Here is a 15,699-nt window from a genome sequence, read left to right as displayed (position 1 = left end):
TTAAATGATAGCCTCATACTTTAAACTATGGTAAATAGCGAACAAGTTCCTTACATTATGAATAGAGGTCAAGTATTTGTCAATGTTCCTGACATCAACGAATCATGGAAAGCAAGGTGAACGAGGATGAACCTGGAAGCTATCGTGCTTGCCGGAGGAGAAAGCCGCCGTATGCAGCAGCGTAAAGAATTGCTCCTTATTAATGGCACACCCGTTATTCAAATGATAACCGAGCAGCTAAGTGTTCTAACAGACCGCATTTCTATCATTACTAATGAGCCTGAATTATATCCCTTCCTTGCTCCCTCTATTACGATTAAGCCTGATATTTTTCCAAGCCTTGGCCCGATTGCCGGTCTGCATGCCGGAATGAGCGACCAGGAGCCAGACACGGTTTACGTTGTCGCAGCCTGTGACTATCCGCTGCTTACCGCTTTGACTTTTATTGAAATGCTGGCGCTGCTCGGCAACCAGCCAGCCAAAGATGCTGTCGTCCCGATCATCGAAGAGCGAAGCCATCCTTTGTTTGCCATCTTTCATGGACGAACGCTGGGCAAATGGGCAGCTGCGCTGTACAGCCGCAATCTGAAGGTAATGGATGTGCTCCCTCAGCTGTCCGTCATTCCTTACAAGCCCGATAATCCGGAGATTGCCGAACAATTCATTAATATGAATACACCGGAGGATTATCAGGCCATTTTATTGAAAAAACAACTCTCGCCGTAAAGGCTAGACCGTGCTGTATTGTGCCTGATGCAGCTTGCTGTAAATGCCGCCGGCCGCAACTAGCTCTTGATGCCTTCCTTGCTCAGCAATGCCGCTCTCGTCGACGACAATGATGCGATCCGCATTTTTGATCGTCGTCAGGCGGTGGGCAATGACTAGCGTCGTTCTGCCTACGGACAGGTCGGACAGCGATTTCTGAATCGCGACTTCCGTCTCCGTATCTAGTGCCGAGGTCGCTTCATCGAGGATGAGGATTGGCGGATTTTTCAAAAACATTCTGGCAATCGACAGGCGCTGTTTTTGCCCGCCCGAAAGCTTGACACCACGCTCTCCGATAATCGTATCCAGCCCTTCAGGCATTTTTCGAATCAGCTCTTCAAGCGATGCCCGGCGCGCCGCCTCCCAGATTTCTTCCTCCGTTGCCTTCAGGTTGCCATAAGCGATATTTTCGCGAATCGAGCCCGAGAACAGGAACACGTCCTGCTGCACGATTCCAATATTTTTGCGCAGCGATTCCAACTTAATATCTCGAATATCTTTGCCGTCTACCGTAATGCTGCCTGAGACCACATCATAAAACCTCGGCAATAAGCTGCAAATCGTCGTTTTCCCTGCGCCCGATGGCCCTACGAATGCCACAGTCTCTCCAGCGTTAATATCCAGATTGATTTTTTGCAAAATCATATTATTCGTTTCATAGCCAAAGCTCACGTCATGAAAACGTACATTGCCGACGACTTTTTTGAGCTCCGTCGCATTTGGCCGATCTTCAATGTCAGGTTCTGTATCAATGATCTCCGTGTAACGTCTGAAGCCAGCAATGCCTTTTGGATAGCTTTCGATGACCGCGTTTATTTTCTCAATTGGGCGGAAGAAAATGTTCGAGAGCAGCAGGAAGGCCATAAATTCACCCATATCCAGCTTACCCTGAATAAAAAAGTAAGCGCCGCAAATCATGACAAAAATCGTAACGAGACGCATCATCATATAGCTGACGGAAATGCTTTTCGCCATCGTTTTGTAAGCGAGCAGCTTCGTCAGGCGGAAATTTTGGTTGTCTACGGAAAACAGCTTTTTCTCATGCTCTTCGTTCGCAAACGATTGAACGACGCGAATGCCGCCGACATTGTCTTCAATTCGGGCGTTAAAGTTGCCGACATCGCCGAACAAACGACGGTACGTTTTGCTCATTTTGCCGCCGAAGACGATAATCAGCCAAGCCATAACCGGAATAATGATGAAGGTCATAAGAGCAAGCTCCAGATTAATGTAGGCCATTAGCGAGAAGGAGCCGATGAGCGTCATAACCGCAATGAACACATCCTCTGGTCCGTGATGCGCCACTTCGCCAATATCATTCAGGTCATTCGTAATACGGCCGATCAAATGCCCCGTCTTGTGATTGTCGAAGAAGCGGAAGCTCAGCTTCTGGATATGGTCGAACATTTTGCGCCTCATATCCGTCTCAATGTTAATGCCAAGCATGTGGCCCCAGTAGGTAACAATATAGTTCAAGATCGTATTGAGCGCATAAACGGCAAGCAGCCCCGCACATGCAGCGAGGATTAGCGGCCAGTTCTGGCTCGGCAGCAAATCATTGATAAATTGACTGACAGCGAGCGGGAAAGCCAGCTCCAGCAATCCGGCAAGAATGGCGCAGCCGAAATCAAGAAAGAACAGTCCCTTATAGGGACGATAATACGAAAAAAATCGACGCAGCATTTCAAAATCACTCTCTCATCTCTAGATTAGATTCACAAGCGTATTCCTGCTCATTATAACATGATTGCTGAGGACTGGCGTGTGAATCTCCCTATAGATTTCCAAAAGGATCGCGCCCTGCGTCACCTTGCCCCTTACGCTCTTTGCTTAAATAACGAGATGTCCCTGACGGTCAGCAGGCCCAATCGTCGCCTCAAGCCCTGAATGGAAAGTAAGGAAATCACTCTCTACCCCATCGCTGAAAATAACACCGTCTTCCGGCATCTGCGACACTTGTTTGGCAGTACGGCGAGAATCGACATAGTCGCTAGGTTGAAACTTAACGAATTCGAATCCAAACATGGCTCGTTCCCCGCTTCTTTTTTATAATGTCAAATTGATAATATCTAAATGATAATTAATACCTTCAATACTGTCAAACCGACATTATAAAAACAAGCTCCGCCGTCACGAACCCAGCGACGTTGGAGCTTTATAGCGAAGGCTTTACTTATCTATAAAAAATAGACCCAATAATGCAGCTGCGACTGCTCATCATGCGAGACAAAGCGCGGCCCAGTCGGCGTTTGCTCCAACAGCGTATGCTTCTCATCAAAAACCGGAACCGACAGAAACTGCTCCTTGTTAAAATAAAACAACAACTGCGTTCCATCGCTTGCTGCCTCCACCTTAAACAGCGTATAAGGCTTCGGCAGCGTCTGCTGCTCGCCTGAGCGGTCCTCCATCCATACCTTAATGCGGCTGCCCTCATACGGCATCAGCTCACCAACCAAACGCTGCATCGCCATCATGAGGCCGCTCCTGCTCCGGCATTTTTACGAGCCGTTTGCTCGCCGCAATGCTGACATTCCTCGGGCCGCTTCAAATCCAGCTCCAGCCGGTAGCCCTGAATCCAATCCCAAAATTCTGCAGGTGCCTGCTCCTCGATAAATAGCAGCACCTCCTCTTCCTTTTCCCAGTCGCTGTAGCCTTTTACCGCCGCATTGACGACCTCAAGCTCTCCCTCATGCTTCTCTTCCAGAAACCAGGAGGATTTCTTAGCAAACAGCTGCTGGAGCAGCGCTTCAATTGATTTAGTAAATGAGCTTTCCTGCTCCTGCTTGCGGATGAAGCATAAATCCAGCATAAATTCCGATTTCATCGTCAATCCCTCCCTGAGCATCTATAAAATGAAGCCTGACCTTTAAGATTTGACCATATCGCCCGGCAGCCTATTTCTTGCGCTGTGAGCGTTTTGAGCGTTTTGAGCGTTTTGCTGAATCAAGCGCTCAGCTTGACCAAGCTTCTCTTGATAGAACAACCAAATGACGAGTATTAGGCTCGCCAGCGCAACCTCGGACAGCGCCATAAATCCAATCGCGTAATGCCCCGTCCATTTGAACAGCACGGACAGCAGCAGCGGCGGGAAAAATCCGCCAAGCCCGCCCATAGCGGAGATCAGGCCGTTTGCAATGCCCGCCTGCTTAACGAAATACAGCGGTACCAGCTTGAAAATCGTCCCGTTGCCTGTACCTGCACAAAGCGCAATAATGAGGCAGCCAACCGTGTACATGCCGATGGATGGCGCGAATGACAGGACAACCGCTGACAGCGTAAGTCCGCCAAACACGAACATCAAAATCGCAAATGGATTGAAACGGTCACCGAGCCAGCCACCGACAGGCCGCATGATGGTCGCCAGCACGATGAAGCCAGCTGTGCGCAGCCCCGCATCCACCTTGCTCAGCTCAAAATGCGAGACAAGGAAGTTCGGCAAATAGACCGTAAAAGCGACGAAAGAGCCGAAGGTAATAAAATAAAACAAACAGAGCGCCCACAGCTTTTCATTGCGGTATACCCCTTTAATCTGCTCCGACAAAGAAGCCATCACCTTCGGCTCATTGCGGTCTCCCATCATAAAATTAATCAAGATGAATATGGCCAGCAGCACCAGATACAGCAGCACTGTTTTGCTCCAGCCCAGATAGTTAGCCGCTACGGGAGCGGTAAAAGCCGTAATCGCCGTCCCCAAATTTCCGATGCCATAAATGCCGTTCACAAAGCCATGCCGTTCCTTCGGATAATATTTCGGCAGAGAAGTAACGCCAACCGAAAACACCGCTCCCCCGATGCCAAGGAAAATCCCGCCGATAATCAGATCGGCAAAGCTGTCTGCCAGGCTGACCCAATAGACGGGTGCAAGCAGAATGAGAAAACTAAACCCAAACAGCTTGCGCGCGCCATAGCGGTTCGTCCAATAGCCGACCGGAATCCGAAGCACTGAGCCGAACAGCACCGGAATCGCCGTTACCCAGGCAAGCTGCCCTGATGTCAGCTGGATATCCTCCTTAATAAACGGAATGAGCGATGAAAGGATCACCCAAACCATAAACCCAAGAATCAAGCTTCCCGTTTGAATCCATAACTGCGATTTATTTCCGTTCATCTGCGTACCTCCTTCTTATAAATCCATAGTGCAAGCGGGAAAAGCAGCACATTCAGCAAAGCAAATACGAGGACAAGCTCATATTTTTCATGAAAATAATGATTGACCACATACTGCGTACAGACGATATTCAGAAAAAGCACCACGCTCAGCAGAATGACGCCTCTGTAGCTACGTTTCATACCGCTTCACCCCTGTCGCATAAATCGCTCCGCCTTCGATTTCAACCACTACCTCAGGAAGCGCTCTTCGCGGCGGTCCTGCTGTCGGCTTGCCCGATTGGGGGTCGAAAAATCCATGATGGCAAGGGCATACAAGCTGATCCTCCTCCCGGCTCCAGAACACCGGGCATTTCAAGTGGGTGCAGGCATTTTGATATGCCTTGTATTTATTGTCGCCCAGACGGATCAGCAGTGCTGATTCATGGTCGCCGGGGTAGTGAAATTCTACCGCCTCCCCTACCTTCAGCGCCTGCACATCGGCGATTTTCTTCTTCGGATGGCTGCTTTGTCCAAAGCCCATCAGCTCCTTAGCGGCAAGTCCGCCCCACGGAAGCGTGGACACGGCGAATACGCCCGCTGCGCCAACCATCGTTTTCAGAAAGCCCCTGCGGTCCAGCTGGCGTTCATTGTTTTTATGGATATTATGCGTGTAATTATCCTCTTCGAATGGCACTTTATTGTTTTTGCCTGCCTCATTGTCCATTGCATCTGAACCTCCTTCTACTAGCGTTCTAAGCCGTATAATAAGAGAAAATCTTCGCTATATTTATAGTTAAAATAGTTTTTGGACACCCTGCAAAATGCCGGGAAGGCTGATCTTCACATTCGTCTCGCCTTCAAGCGGCTCGAACGGCTGGTGGCTGGAAACCCATTTGCCTAGTCTGTGGCGCTCCTGCTTCTCTGCCAACTCCTCCTCGGTAATCCATTGCAGCGTATTGGTCGGGCAGACGGAAGCGCACATCGGCGGGATTCCTTCCTTCGTCCGGTCGTAGCAGAGGTCACATTTATACATTAAATTTTGCTCTTCATCAAATTTCGGAATGCCGTAAGGGCAAGCAATTGTACAGTTCTGGCAGCCAATGCATTTCTCGACAAGCGCGGACAACACCGCGCCTTCTTCTGTAATTTGAATCGCTTGCGCCGGACAGCTTCTCGCACACGCCGGATTGACACAGTGCAGGCACATGAGCGGGATCGTCTGGCGATCCACCAGCGGGTTGACGTCATACACATAGTTGCGGTTGCGCTCGTCGTGACCGCCGCATTGCGTACAAGCGGCGAGGCAGCTGCGGCAGCCGATGCAGTTGTCCATTTCGATATACAGCAGCTTCTTCATCGTGCCGCCTCCTTTGCAGCGGCGGGCACCTTCGTGATTTGTGCGGCACAGACTTTAAATTCCGGCATTCGCGACATCGGATCAAGCGCAGCAATCGTCAGCAAATTGACCGACTGCTCATAGCCATAGTGGTAAGGCACGAATACGGTATCCTTACGAATCGCTTCAATCACTTTCACTTTATAAAAGCATTCGCCGCGGCGGGTAAACAGTCTGACAACCTCGTCATGCGCAATGCCATACTGCTGCGCTGTCTCGGGATGAACCTCGACGTACGGCTCCGGGCACATATCCCGCAAAAACGGAATCCGCCGCGTCTGATTGCCCGATAAATAATGATAGACAACCCGGCCTGTCGTCAGGCGGAGCGGGTACTCCTCGCAAGGCTCCTCCGCTGATGGGCGGTAAGGCAGCGCGCAAATTTTCGCCCGTCCATCGGGATGAAAATATTTGTGATCCTCGAACATATAAGGCGTTCCGGTATCTGCTTCATCCTTGCAGGGCCAGAACACGCCATCCTGCCGGTCGATTTTGTCCCAAGTGGCGCCGTAATAGTCGGCGTAGCCGCCCTTGGAAGCGAGGCGGAACTCATCTGCAACCTGGCTTGCCGTCTGCAAATGGCGGAAATAGTCACCGCGTCCAAGCCGCTCTGCCAGCTCTACATGAATGAGCCAATCCGGCTTCGATTCGCCCAGCGGCTCCTGCGCCTTGTTGATTTTAATAATGCGTCCCTCCAAATTCGTCACCGTGCCTTCATCCTCCGACCACGTCACCGATGGCAGCACGACATCGGCAAATTCCGCTGATTCCGACAAGAAGAAGTCGGCGCATACCATGAAGTCCAGATCCTTCAATACCGAGCGCACATAATTGAGATGCGGCGCTGACACGGCGGGGTTCGAGCACAGCAGATACATGCCGCGAATCGTCTTCTGCTCCATCAGCTCAAACATTTCAAAGGCCGAGACGCCCGGCAGCGGCATTTCCTCCGGCGTGATGCCCCACACCTCGCATACCTCCTGCACATGCTTCGGATTCGTCAGCTTGCGGTAGCCCGGCAGCAGATCGGATTTTTGCCCATGCTCGCGTCCGCCTTGACCGTTGCCCTGTCCCGTAAGCGTCGCTACACCCGATTTCGGCCGTCCGATTTTCCCAGTAACGAGGCACATATTCGTGTAGGCCGAGACGTTGTCCGCGCCTTTAACTTGCTGCTCAATGCCTCTGGCGAACATGACGATCGCATTCGGCGCCTTGCCGAAAATTTCCGCCGCCCGAATCAGCTTCTCCGGTGCTACCCCGGTAATTTCACTCGTATATTCCGGTGTGAAAACCTTCACAATCTCCTGCGTCTCCTCAAAGCCGCTGGTGTAATTAGCGATATATTCATGATCGGCATGCCCGTTTTGAATGAGCAAATTTACCATGCAGTTAGCAAGTGCCAAATCCGTTCCCGGCCTTAGATCGAGATGGACATCCGCTCTCCGGGCAATCGGCGTCTCCCTTGGATCTACGACGATGAGATAGCCGCCGCGGTTTTGTACCTCCCAGACCCGGAACATCGAAGTTGGATGGCATTCCGCCGTATTGCTGCCCGCGATGAACAAGCAATCCGTCTGATGGATATCTGTCCACGGCAGTGTTGAGCCGCGATCAATGCCAAAACTCCGAAGGAAGCCCGCTGCCGCGCTTGCCATACAAAATCTTCCGTTGTAATCAATGTATCTTGTTTGCAGCCCAACACGGGCGAATTTCCCGGTCAAATAACATTTTTCATTCGTCATCGAGACGCCGCTGAATACGGACAGCGTGTCCTTGCCATATTCGGCTTGCAGCTCCTTGAAGCGGCGGGCGATTAAATCATAGGCTTCGTCCCAGCTAGCTTCGCGGAAGCCTTCCTTCGTCCCTTTTTTCGAAGCATCGTCCCGAATGAGCGGCTTTAGCAGCCGGTCCTGATGGTTCGTCTGCTGATAGGCGGTCACGCCTTTCGGGCACATTTTGCCGCGTGTGACGGGCCAGTCGTACCTTGGCTCCACGCCGATAATCGTATTGCTGTCGGTATCGACCCGCAAATTCATTCCGCACTGCATGCCGCAGTAAGAGCAGTGGGTTTTGACCAGCTTTTCCTTCGGATGATGCTTGCCCGCAATATTCTGCTGAAACTTATCCTTTAGCATGCTGGTTCGCCTCCTTGACCTTGATTTCATGTGTCGGAATGCCCGTAAAGCGGGACATTCGGTATTTGCGCCTGCAAGGCAGACAAAGCTCGGCCAGATGGAAGCCTTCCTTCATCTCGAAGGAAATATCGTTTTGTGCAAGCACCTGGATGACATCGCTGGATTGCTCCGAAGATACGAAGCTGCTGCCGCATACTTTGCAGGCTTTCATTTGCTGCTCGCCGTAAGCTTCACGATAGTTTTTGGCGAGTACGCTCATCGGACGGAATGGAATATGCGCCAGCTTGCCGAAAGGCAAATAAATCAGCGTAAGGATGACCGACCATTGATGCACGAGAGAAATCACCGGATGGCCCCAGCCATGCAGGAAAATGTTGCTGAACGTCAGCAGCAGCCCCGTAATGCTAATGAAGAGCAGCAAATACAGCGGCAGAAAATCATAGGTGAAAGTCTGCTCCGCCTTCGCTTGCATATTGTTAAGCCTGCGATACAGCGCCATGCACACCCCGGCAATAACCATAAAGGCGGTAATGTTCAGCGCGTTGTAGAACAGGAAGGCGATCCAGCCGTCCGCCTTTACCTGCATCACATTAATGCCGAAAGCGACGACGGTATACAGGCCATTTTCGCCCATCGTAAAATACATCCATCCAAACACCAGCGGAAATGTTACACAGCAGGACAGAATACAGCCCCAGCCGAGCAGCACGTGCTGTGTCCAGCGATAAACACCGCGCTTGAAGATGAAACGATAGGTCCCCAGATGCTCGACCGATGTCTGCGGGGTGCTTTTGCGAAACAACAGCTTGAGCCCCTTCTTCATAATCAGCTTCGTTGGCGGGCGCTCAGCCCAGGCGATAAAGCGGTAAAAAAATCCCCCGATAAAAACGAACGTGCCCACCATATAGCCGTAAAGCGCAAGGTCGATATGGGTGAAAAATCGGGTGCCGACGTAAACGAGAATCAGCAGCGCTACTACGGTCATGAAATACATTTTCGCAAATTTGGAAGCAAAGGCTCGATCCATGGCAAATTCTCCTTCTTCGATGTTTTCTGCCCTCATTAAACCATTCCAGACGGATGCATCGCTGTGATTGCCATCACAATAGAACCTCTGTCACTTTTTGTTCAAAAAAAAACAATTTTCCTCCGCTATACGCAGCGTTAAGGAAAATTGAATTCAAAGCATCTGTTTGAGGTTAGGCATTTTAAGTTTGAGAGGCCGAGGCTGCGTCATACAAGCTGACGATACGCTCATACTCCTCAGGCGTGTTCACATTCGTCACACAGCTGAGCTGTTCATCCGACTGTTCGAGCTGCTGCGTATCTACACCGTAATAGCAAATCCGGTTCAAAAACGTCATCACTCGGTATTCTTTTATATCGAGCAGCTTCTCAATTTCACCAGCGCTTCGCTTATCATAGACGCCATGCAGCGGATGCAGCTTGCCAGCCGCAGATGGAATCGCCGCCGCAGAGCGACGCTCCCGCTTCACCTTCCACAGCTGCTCGGCCACCACGCTTGAAATAAGCGGCATGTCGCAGCCCACGACCCAGATGTCCGAATGCGTCGCTAAGGTTAAGGCGGCATGCATGCCGCTAAGCGGACCTTTGCCTGGAATATAATCCGTAATGATGCGAATGCTGCTGCCTAGAATAGGCAAAAAGCTTCGCGGGTCATTCGTGACCAAAATGACTTCAGCGCAAAGCTGCTTCATCGTACGGATCTGCCGCTCGACAATGCTTTCGTTTACAAAAGGAAGCAGACCTTTATGGCGACCGCCCATTCTGCGGCTTTGCCCGCCGGCTAATATGGCTCCCGTCAGCATATATGTCCCTCCGTTCTGTAGTGGACACCCTTTTCTGGCTACATTATAGAAGGTTTTATAAGGCGATACTGTTACAAATATCACTCTCTTAGGCTTTATTTGCAATTTTTATGGCCAATGTGTGATTTTAGTCACTCTGACAGTGATGGACTTCTGTTACATTGGGAGTAAGCTATTTCAAGCGGATAGTCCCGCTATACTAGCAGCAAAGGCGGTAATTTGGGATGAAACAAGTGACAGTCGCGAGACCCTATACGCAAACCGTATGCAATACGTTTTGTTTTTCACAGACTGGTTTTGAGAAACTTAAAGAAATTATGTATACCCATCATATTCCTGTCGGAGGCCATATTTTCTGGGAGGGCGATGCCGACGACAAGCTCTATTACATTATGGAAGGCCGCGTTAAGCTGATTAAGCACAATACTGACGGCAAGGAATTTGTCTTCTCGCAATATCAAACAGGTGATATCCTCGGGCAGTTCGATCCTTTCAAGCCTACTTGCCACAGCTCAAGCGCAAAGGCCGTGCTGGACTGCACCATCGGCGTTATTCAAAAAAGCGATTTGGAAATTTTATTATGGCAGCATGGTGATTTGGCGATTGAATTTATGAAGTGGATGGGGCTTATGCATCGTCAGACCCAGACTAAATTCCGCGACCTCGTGCTATATGGCAAGCAGGGCGCTTTAGCCTCGACGCTTATTCGGCTGGCGAACTCTTTCGGGAAGCAAACGGAGGATGGCGTGCTGATTTCAGAAAAAATAACGAATACCGAGCTTTCTGATTATATCGGCGCAGCTAGGGAAAGCGTCAACCGCATGCTCGGCGAGCTGAAAAAACAAGAGGTGTTGTCGTTCGATCACGGTTATATCGTGCTGAAAGACACCGAGCATCTGAAATCGATTTGCAATTGCGAGCAATGTCCGAAGGAAGTTTGCCGCATTTAACTAAGCCTTCCTGCAATGGTTTGACCAGTAGGAAGGCTTTTTTTCTGTTCTATTCAAATGAAGTTATGCGCTCTGAAGAACGCGCGGGAACAAAATATTATTTTCCAAATGGATGTGCTGGAATAGATCGGTCTCTAGCTCCTCCAGCTTCTGGAAGGTTAACGTATACGTGCGGCATGCCCCTTCGGGAAGCTCGTAATGATGCGTAACCGCGCGCATTTCCTTGAGCAGATCGCCGACCTGGCTGTGCTCGGACTCAAGCTCCATTATCGCCGCTGTCAGCTTCTGATGCAGCTCGGGGGATGGCTCCTGTTCATACTGGCGGATGAGCGGAAAGATTTGCTCCTCCTCGTCGATTAGATGCTGCTCCAGTTCCAGCTTCATTTCGTGGAACAGTCGGTGCAGCCGGGGCAGCACATCAGCCTGCTTGTGCCCATGCACCCGCAAAATTTTTGTCGTAAACTCACTAAGCAGCGGAAGCTCCTGCTGGACGTAGACATGATGCGTCTGAATCACATGCTCGATCAGCTCCGTATAAGGTCTGCTGCTCCAGTCGATATCCTCGCCCTTATGCTTGCTGGCCTCGGCATAATTTTCATTGAGCGCGGTTAAAAACAAAGCTTCATCCGTCCCCAGCTGCCGCAGCGCCGTATGCAGCGAGCGATTGCCCCCGCAGCAAAAATCAATGTTATAGGCTCGGAACAGGTTGCTTGCCCCCGGATAACGCGTTACAATTTCACCAATTTTCTCCGTACCGTTAAATGTGGTCATTTTTCGCACCTCCATAAAATAATGTTGCAGCTCCGGCCTTTTATGATGATGAAGCTTGAGCTGCTGTTAGTATAGCGCAGGCTGGCTAGCGTGTTTGTGATGAGGATCACTGCTTGAAAAATGGCAGCAGCGCTTCAGCCGCTTGCCTTCCCTGCCCGATACAATCCGGCAGCCCGACTCCCTCATAACCGGAGCCGCATAATAATAAGCCGGGATGGCTAACCGCCAATCCCTCGCGCAGCTTGGCCAGCTGCTCCAGATGCCCCACCGGATACTGCGGCATCGACCGCCCCCATCTGGTCAGCTCCGTAAAAAGCGGTTCAGCTGTAATGCCCATTATCGCCTGCAAATCTTGGCGTACGGCGTCCAGCAATTGGCGATCCGTGAGCTTCGTCCAGGCTTGCGCCCCCGCATGTCCGATATAAGCCCGCAGTAAAATATGATTTTCCGGTGCCGTATGCAGCCATTTCGACGACGTCCAGGTGCATGCAGTTATCATTCGGCCCTCGCTTCGCGGCACCACAAACCCGGAGCCGTTCAGTGGAAGCTTGATATCCTGCGGCCTGTAGGCTAATGCGATATTGGCAACCGATACATAGGGAATATCCCTCAGCGTCTGTATTTGTCTTTGCGTCTGAGCTTGTATTTCCGCGCTTTCTTCCAGCAAAACGGCTGCCTCGTAAGCAGGCAGCGCCATTATAACGCCATCCGCTTGCAGCTCCTCCCCATGCTCAAGCCTAACCTGATAACGACGCCCTTCCCTCCTCACTTCCGTGACCGCCTGTCCGGTCAGCCTGCGGATAGAGCTCAGCTGCTCGTCCAGACGCTCGATCAAGCTTCCAAGCCCGCCTTTAAACGTGAGAAATAGGCTGCGGCGGGCGATTTCCGGCAGCTCCTTCGGCATTTCACGCGCCTGCTTCTTGCTGGCGAGCATACCCAAAATCAAGCTGCGATGCCGCTGCTCCAGCTGCCGAAATTGCGGGAAGGTCGCTTGCAGGCTGAGCGCTTTGGCATCTCCCGCATAAATGCCCGCCAGCAGCGGCTCTGTAACCTGCTCCAACACCTCACGGCCAAGCCTCCGCTCAATGAAGCCGCCCAAGGACTCGTCCCCGGTCGTACCTCGCTTCGGCAGCCACAAATCAAAGGCTGCGCGAAGCTTGCCCAGCGGCGACAATAAACCGGTTTTTATAAACGGAGTCACTTCCGTCGGAATGCCGAGCATAAGCCCCATAGGCATTTGATGCAGTCTGCCTTTATGCAAAATATAGTTTGCTTTCGCTTTCGGATTAGCCGCTACCAACTCCCTCTCAAGGCCAAGCTCTCTCGTCAGATCCAGTATGGGCTGCTTGCGCGCCATAAACGAATCCGGCCCCTGCTCGATGAGGAAGCCATCCCGGCGCAGCGTTTTTATTTTCCCGCCAAGGCTGCTGCTTTTTTCAACAAGGGTTATTTCTGCCGATATTTGCTGCCCAGCAAGCAGCTTTCGCATGTAGAAGGCGGCGCTGAGGCCCGTTATGCCGCCCCCAATAATGATGATTTGCTTAGGCGCTTCTCCCACTGCTGCCATCCCCCTTCCTCTGTCCAGATTTACGATACCATGCTGGAAACGCAGCGGATGTGATATGCGTCATACGACTGGAAAAACATGCGGCGCCAGATTGAGGCTAGGGAAGGGACAGCGAGAGAGGCTGCCTAAGCGATAGACTAGACTTGTGACTAGCGTCACATAACGTCCAAATCGTCTGAGGTATAATGGAAAAAACGGAGGTGTGCGGCGATGCAGCAGCAAATGGAGCTTTTGCGCCAAATTTCTTTATTTCGCGATTTGACGCCGGATGAGCTGGCCCGAATATGGGCTATCGTCATTCCCCGGTCATACCGCAAACGGACCGCTATTTTTACGGAGGGCAGCCATAAAGAGGCCGTGTTTTTCGTCCAGAACGGGCTGATCAAAACGTATAAAACCGATGAAAACGGCAATGAGCATATTATGTCCTTCCTCAAAACCGGGGACATGTTCCCTCATACCGGCTTTTTCAACCAGCACCCGTACCCGGCAACGGCAGAAGCGATTATGGAGACGCAGCTGCTCGCCATTCCCATTCATGCGTTTGAGCAGTTGATGACGAATACCCCGGCGATTGCGATCAAAGTAATGCGGGTGCTCAGCGGTAAAATTATGGAGCTTCAGGAAAAATTGCAGGAGCTCACGGGTCAGGATGTGCAAGACCGCGGCGTGTCCTTCCTGCTCAAGCTTGCAGAAAATTATGGAACGGAGCACGGCGGCATCGTCCATGTCGAGGTGCCGATGACCAATCAGGAGTTTGCCAATACGATTGGCACGACGAGGGAAACGGTCAATCGGCTCATTAACCAGCTGCGTAAGGAAGGTATTTTGGAGCCGCAGCGGAGCGGCTACCTGATTCATGACTATGAAGCATTAAAAACCTGGTCGCACAAGTGAAGGCGGTTAGCCTTGCACTTGCGCGGCTTTTCTTTTTCCCCAGAATATGAGGATGCCCGTCACCATAATCAGACTTGCCGCCCAGACGGCTTCCTGTACGAATACAAGAGCCCCGCGCCCCGTCCAATCGAATAAGCCCTGTAAAAATAACGTCAGCTCGTTCAGCATAAAACCAGCAATAAAGCTCACATAGCCGATATGTACCGCTCTCCCCCTCCCATTCAGCCAGCCCTGCTGGAGAAAAAGCGCTAGGCAGAGGCAGCTTACAAAACCGAGCAGCGTCAGATGCAAATAACCAATGACGATGCTGCGCGACTGATAAATCGCCTCCGCCAGCTGCGGTACGATCAGGCCAAGCTCAAGCGTCGCCTTGACCGCCGCGAGCAGCAGCGCTAGCACAAGCAAACGTGCCGCCCAGCCTGTGAATACGGCGGATAAGGCGAAGCGGGCTTTAAGCAGGACGGCGCAAAAAAGCGCAATAGCCGCCCACTGAATGACGGCAGCGAGCGCTGCGGCGAGCTGGGCGGCCAGCCCTATTTTCAGCCAGAGCACCGATAATAGAAATGCAGGCGGCATCGCCAGCAGGTATAGCCAAAACAGAAGCCTGACGATTTTCACAGAATAGGCGATTTGTCGCTGTTCCATCAGCCGCAGCAGTACCGCGAACAAGCCGAGCGTAAACCAGCCGTTATATTGAAAATGCAAATAAAAATAAATCGCCGCTTCATATAGCGGGCTGCCTTTCAGTCCATTGGCACTCAGCAGGGCAAGCCCCCAAGGGCCAAGTGAGGAAATAACGAGACAAAGGAGACTGCCTTTGACGAACAGAAAGGAGAGCGGCTGTCTCGTGCCCGGATGTGGGCCTGTTCCTCGTTCCGGTTTTGCTCCTTTTCTTGCAAGCGCTCCTAACCGGCTCCATGCCCATCCGGCGAACCAGTAGGAAAGCAAAATTTGCAGTGTCGAGAAGCTGATCGATACGGCGGCATACCCTTGGATACAGAAGGCAAGAAACATTCCGGCAAGTGTCAGCTGCGTTATCACCAGCATCACACGGATTTTCATTTCCTTGAAGACGCTGATCTCACTGCCGTTGACAGGGTTGAAAAAGACGGCAAGCAGCAATAAAAACAGCGCCATATACCCCCAGCCGAGCAGCGCCAAATGGGAATGGGCATGCAGCAAATAATCGTAACGCAGCCCAGGCAGCGAGACAAATGCCATACTGCGCATCAGCAGGCCCGTTACCGCCGTTACAAGGAAATAACCAATCGTTAGATGAATCCAGCTTTTGGGCAAGCTT

General features: G+C 51.4%; 15 protein-coding genes and 2 pseudogenes. 3 read left to right on the top strand and 14 right to left on the bottom strand.

Annotated features, from left to right (window positions below; genetic code table 11):
• The first annotated feature begins 126 nt into the window (after positions 1 to 126).
• Entirely contained in the window at positions 127 to 726 is a 600-nt protein-coding gene (gene mobA / locus WH37_RS25425; RefSeq protein ID WP_052737207.1) for a molybdenum cofactor guanylyltransferase, read from the top strand.
• 3 nt (positions 727 to 729) lie between these two features.
• Here mobA (WH37_RS25425) and WH37_RS25420 read toward each other — a convergent pair whose 3' ends face one another.
• The 11 genes and pseudogenes from WH37_RS25420 to mobA (WH37_RS25370) form a co-directional block, all read right to left on the bottom strand.
• Positions 730 to 2,448, bottom strand: a complete 1,719-nt coding sequence (locus tag WH37_RS25420) for an ABC transporter ATP-binding protein (protein WP_046233451.1) — start codon at positions 2,446 to 2,448, stop codon at positions 730 to 732.
• Positions 2,449 to 2,595: 147 nt separating this feature from the next.
• Positions 2,596 to 2,721 (bottom strand): annotated as a pseudogene (locus WH37_RS35735) (sugar kinase); the annotation flags it as partial.
• Between the two features lie 221 nt (positions 2,722 to 2,942).
• Entirely contained in the window at positions 2,943 to 3,239 is a 297-nt protein-coding gene (locus WH37_RS25410; RefSeq protein WP_156182364.1) for a hypothetical protein, read from the bottom strand.
• Positions 3,236 to 3,589: a hypothetical protein gene (locus WH37_RS25405; RefSeq protein WP_052737206.1), complete on the bottom strand. Its 354-nt coding sequence runs from the start codon at positions 3,587 to 3,589 to the stop codon at positions 3,236 to 3,238. Before WH37_RS25405 ends, WH37_RS25410 begins: the two co-directional genes overlap by 4 nt.
• Before the next feature lie 138 nt (positions 3,590 to 3,727).
• A pseudogene (locus WH37_RS25400) lies at positions 3,728 to 4,873 on the bottom strand (nitrate/nitrite transporter); the annotation flags it as partial.
• Positions 4,870 to 5,055, bottom strand: a complete 186-nt coding sequence (locus WH37_RS25395; RefSeq protein WP_046233447.1) for a hypothetical protein — start codon at positions 5,053 to 5,055, stop codon at positions 4,870 to 4,872. The gene WH37_RS25395 and the pseudogene WH37_RS25400, both read right to left, overlap by 4 nt.
• Complete coding sequence (locus WH37_RS25390) at positions 5,045 to 5,578, bottom strand: Rieske 2Fe-2S domain-containing protein (protein ID WP_046233446.1); 534 nt, start codon at positions 5,576 to 5,578, stop codon at positions 5,045 to 5,047. Before WH37_RS25390 ends, WH37_RS25395 begins: the two co-directional genes overlap by 11 nt.
• Positions 5,579 to 5,647: 69 nt before the next feature.
• A complete protein-coding gene (locus WH37_RS25385) occupies positions 5,648 to 6,211 on the bottom strand; it encodes a 4Fe-4S dicluster domain-containing protein (RefSeq protein ID WP_046233445.1) in 564 nt (187 codons plus the stop codon).
• Positions 6,208 to 8,385: a molybdopterin oxidoreductase family protein gene (locus WH37_RS25380; RefSeq protein ID WP_046233444.1), complete on the bottom strand. Its 2,178-nt coding sequence runs from the start codon at positions 8,383 to 8,385 to the stop codon at positions 6,208 to 6,210. The genes WH37_RS25385 and WH37_RS25380 overlap by 4 nt, the downstream gene beginning before the upstream one ends.
• Positions 8,372 to 9,412: a hypothetical protein gene (locus WH37_RS25375; protein WP_046233443.1), complete on the bottom strand. Its 1,041-nt coding sequence runs from the start codon at positions 9,410 to 9,412 to the stop codon at positions 8,372 to 8,374. The genes WH37_RS25380 and WH37_RS25375 overlap by 14 nt, the downstream gene beginning before the upstream one ends.
• Positions 9,413 to 9,593: 181 nt before the next feature.
• Positions 9,594 to 10,214: a molybdenum cofactor guanylyltransferase gene (gene mobA / locus WH37_RS25370; RefSeq protein WP_052737205.1), complete on the bottom strand. Its 621-nt coding sequence runs from the start codon at positions 10,212 to 10,214 to the stop codon at positions 9,594 to 9,596.
• Positions 10,215 to 10,438: 224 nt separating this feature from the next.
• Between mobA (WH37_RS25370) and WH37_RS25365 the strand changes: the two genes are divergently transcribed.
• Complete coding sequence (locus WH37_RS25365) at positions 10,439 to 11,164, top strand: Crp/Fnr family transcriptional regulator (RefSeq protein ID WP_046233442.1); 726 nt, start codon at positions 10,439 to 10,441, stop codon at positions 11,162 to 11,164.
• A gap of 63 nt (positions 11,165 to 11,227) precedes the next feature.
• On the opposite strand, the gene ric is transcribed toward WH37_RS25365, so the two are convergent.
• Positions 11,228 to 11,935 (bottom strand): iron-sulfur cluster repair di-iron protein, encoded by a 708-nt coding sequence (gene ric / locus WH37_RS25360; protein ID WP_046233441.1) that lies wholly within the window; start codon positions 11,933 to 11,935, stop codon positions 11,228 to 11,230.
• Positions 11,936 to 12,041: 106 nt separating this feature from the next.
• A complete protein-coding gene (gene hemG, locus WH37_RS25355) occupies positions 12,042 to 13,502 on the bottom strand; it encodes a protoporphyrinogen oxidase (protein WP_414812325.1) in 1,461 nt (486 codons plus the stop codon).
• Between the two features lie 210 nt (positions 13,503 to 13,712).
• Here hemG and WH37_RS25350 point away from each other — a divergent pair, with 210 nt between their 5' ends.
• Positions 13,713 to 14,399 (top strand): Crp/Fnr family transcriptional regulator, encoded by a 687-nt coding sequence (locus WH37_RS25350; RefSeq protein WP_052737204.1) that lies wholly within the window; start codon positions 13,713 to 13,715, stop codon positions 14,397 to 14,399.
• A 6-nt stretch (positions 14,400 to 14,405) separates the two neighbouring features.
• Here the strand turns inward: WH37_RS25350 and WH37_RS25345 are convergent, their stop codons facing one another.
• Complete coding sequence (locus tag WH37_RS25345) at positions 14,406 to 15,695, bottom strand: hypothetical protein (RefSeq protein WP_046233440.1); 1,290 nt, start codon at positions 15,693 to 15,695, stop codon at positions 14,406 to 14,408.
• Between the last annotated feature and the right edge of the window lie 4 nt (positions 15,696 to 15,699).

This window comes from Paenibacillus algorifonticola (genome assembly GCF_000971975.1).
Classification (GTDB): domain Bacteria; phylum Bacillota; class Bacilli; order Paenibacillales; family Paenibacillaceae; genus Pristimantibacillus; species Pristimantibacillus algorifonticola.
This window is presented reverse-complemented; position numbering and strand designations above follow the sequence as displayed.

What these genes read in the sequence shown, in the direction of transcription:
- WH37_RS25420 (WP_046233451.1), bottom strand. Translation starts at nt 2,448, where the DNA reads ATGCTGCGTCGATTTTTTTCGTATTATCGTCCCTATAAGGGACTGTTC.
- WH37_RS25375 (WP_046233443.1), bottom strand. Translation starts at nt 9,412, where the DNA reads ATGGATCGAGCCTTTGCTTCCAAATTTGCGAAAATGTATTTCATGACC.
- WH37_RS25390 (WP_046233446.1), bottom strand. Translation starts at nt 5,578, where the DNA reads ATGGACAATGAGGCAGGCAAAAACAATAAAGTGCCATTCGAAGAGGAT.
- WH37_RS25395 (WP_046233447.1), bottom strand. Translation starts at nt 5,055, where the DNA reads ATGAAACGTAGCTACAGAGGCGTCATTCTGCTGAGCGTGGTGCTTTTT.
- WH37_RS25350 (WP_052737204.1), top strand. Translation starts at nt 13,713, where the DNA reads ATGCAGCAGCAAATGGAGCTTTTGCGCCAAATTTCTTTATTTCGCGAT.
- mobA (WP_052737205.1), bottom strand. Translation starts at nt 10,214, where the DNA reads ATGCTGACGGGAGCCATATTAGCCGGCGGGCAAAGCCGCAGAATGGGC.
- WH37_RS25410 (WP_156182364.1), bottom strand. Translation starts at nt 3,239, where the DNA reads ATGATGGCGATGCAGCGTTTGGTTGGTGAGCTGATGCCGTATGAGGGC.
- WH37_RS25380 (WP_046233444.1), bottom strand. Translation starts at nt 8,385, where the DNA reads ATGCTAAAGGATAAGTTTCAGCAGAATATTGCGGGCAAGCATCATCCG.
- WH37_RS25385 (WP_046233445.1), bottom strand. Translation starts at nt 6,211, where the DNA reads ATGAAGAAGCTGCTGTATATCGAAATGGACAACTGCATCGGCTGCCGC.
- mobA (WP_052737207.1), top strand. Translation starts at nt 127, where the DNA reads ATGAACCTGGAAGCTATCGTGCTTGCCGGAGGAGAAAGCCGCCGTATG.
- hemG (WP_414812325.1), bottom strand. Translation starts at nt 13,502, where the DNA reads ATGGCAGCAGTGGGAGAAGCGCCTAAGCAAATCATCATTATTGGGGGC.
- WH37_RS25405 (WP_052737206.1), bottom strand. Translation starts at nt 3,589, where the DNA reads ATGAAATCGGAATTTATGCTGGATTTATGCTTCATCCGCAAGCAGGAG.
- WH37_RS25365 (WP_046233442.1), top strand. Translation starts at nt 10,439, where the DNA reads ATGAAACAAGTGACAGTCGCGAGACCCTATACGCAAACCGTATGCAAT.
- ric (WP_046233441.1), bottom strand. Translation starts at nt 11,935, where the DNA reads ATGACCACATTTAACGGTACGGAGAAAATTGGTGAAATTGTAACGCGT.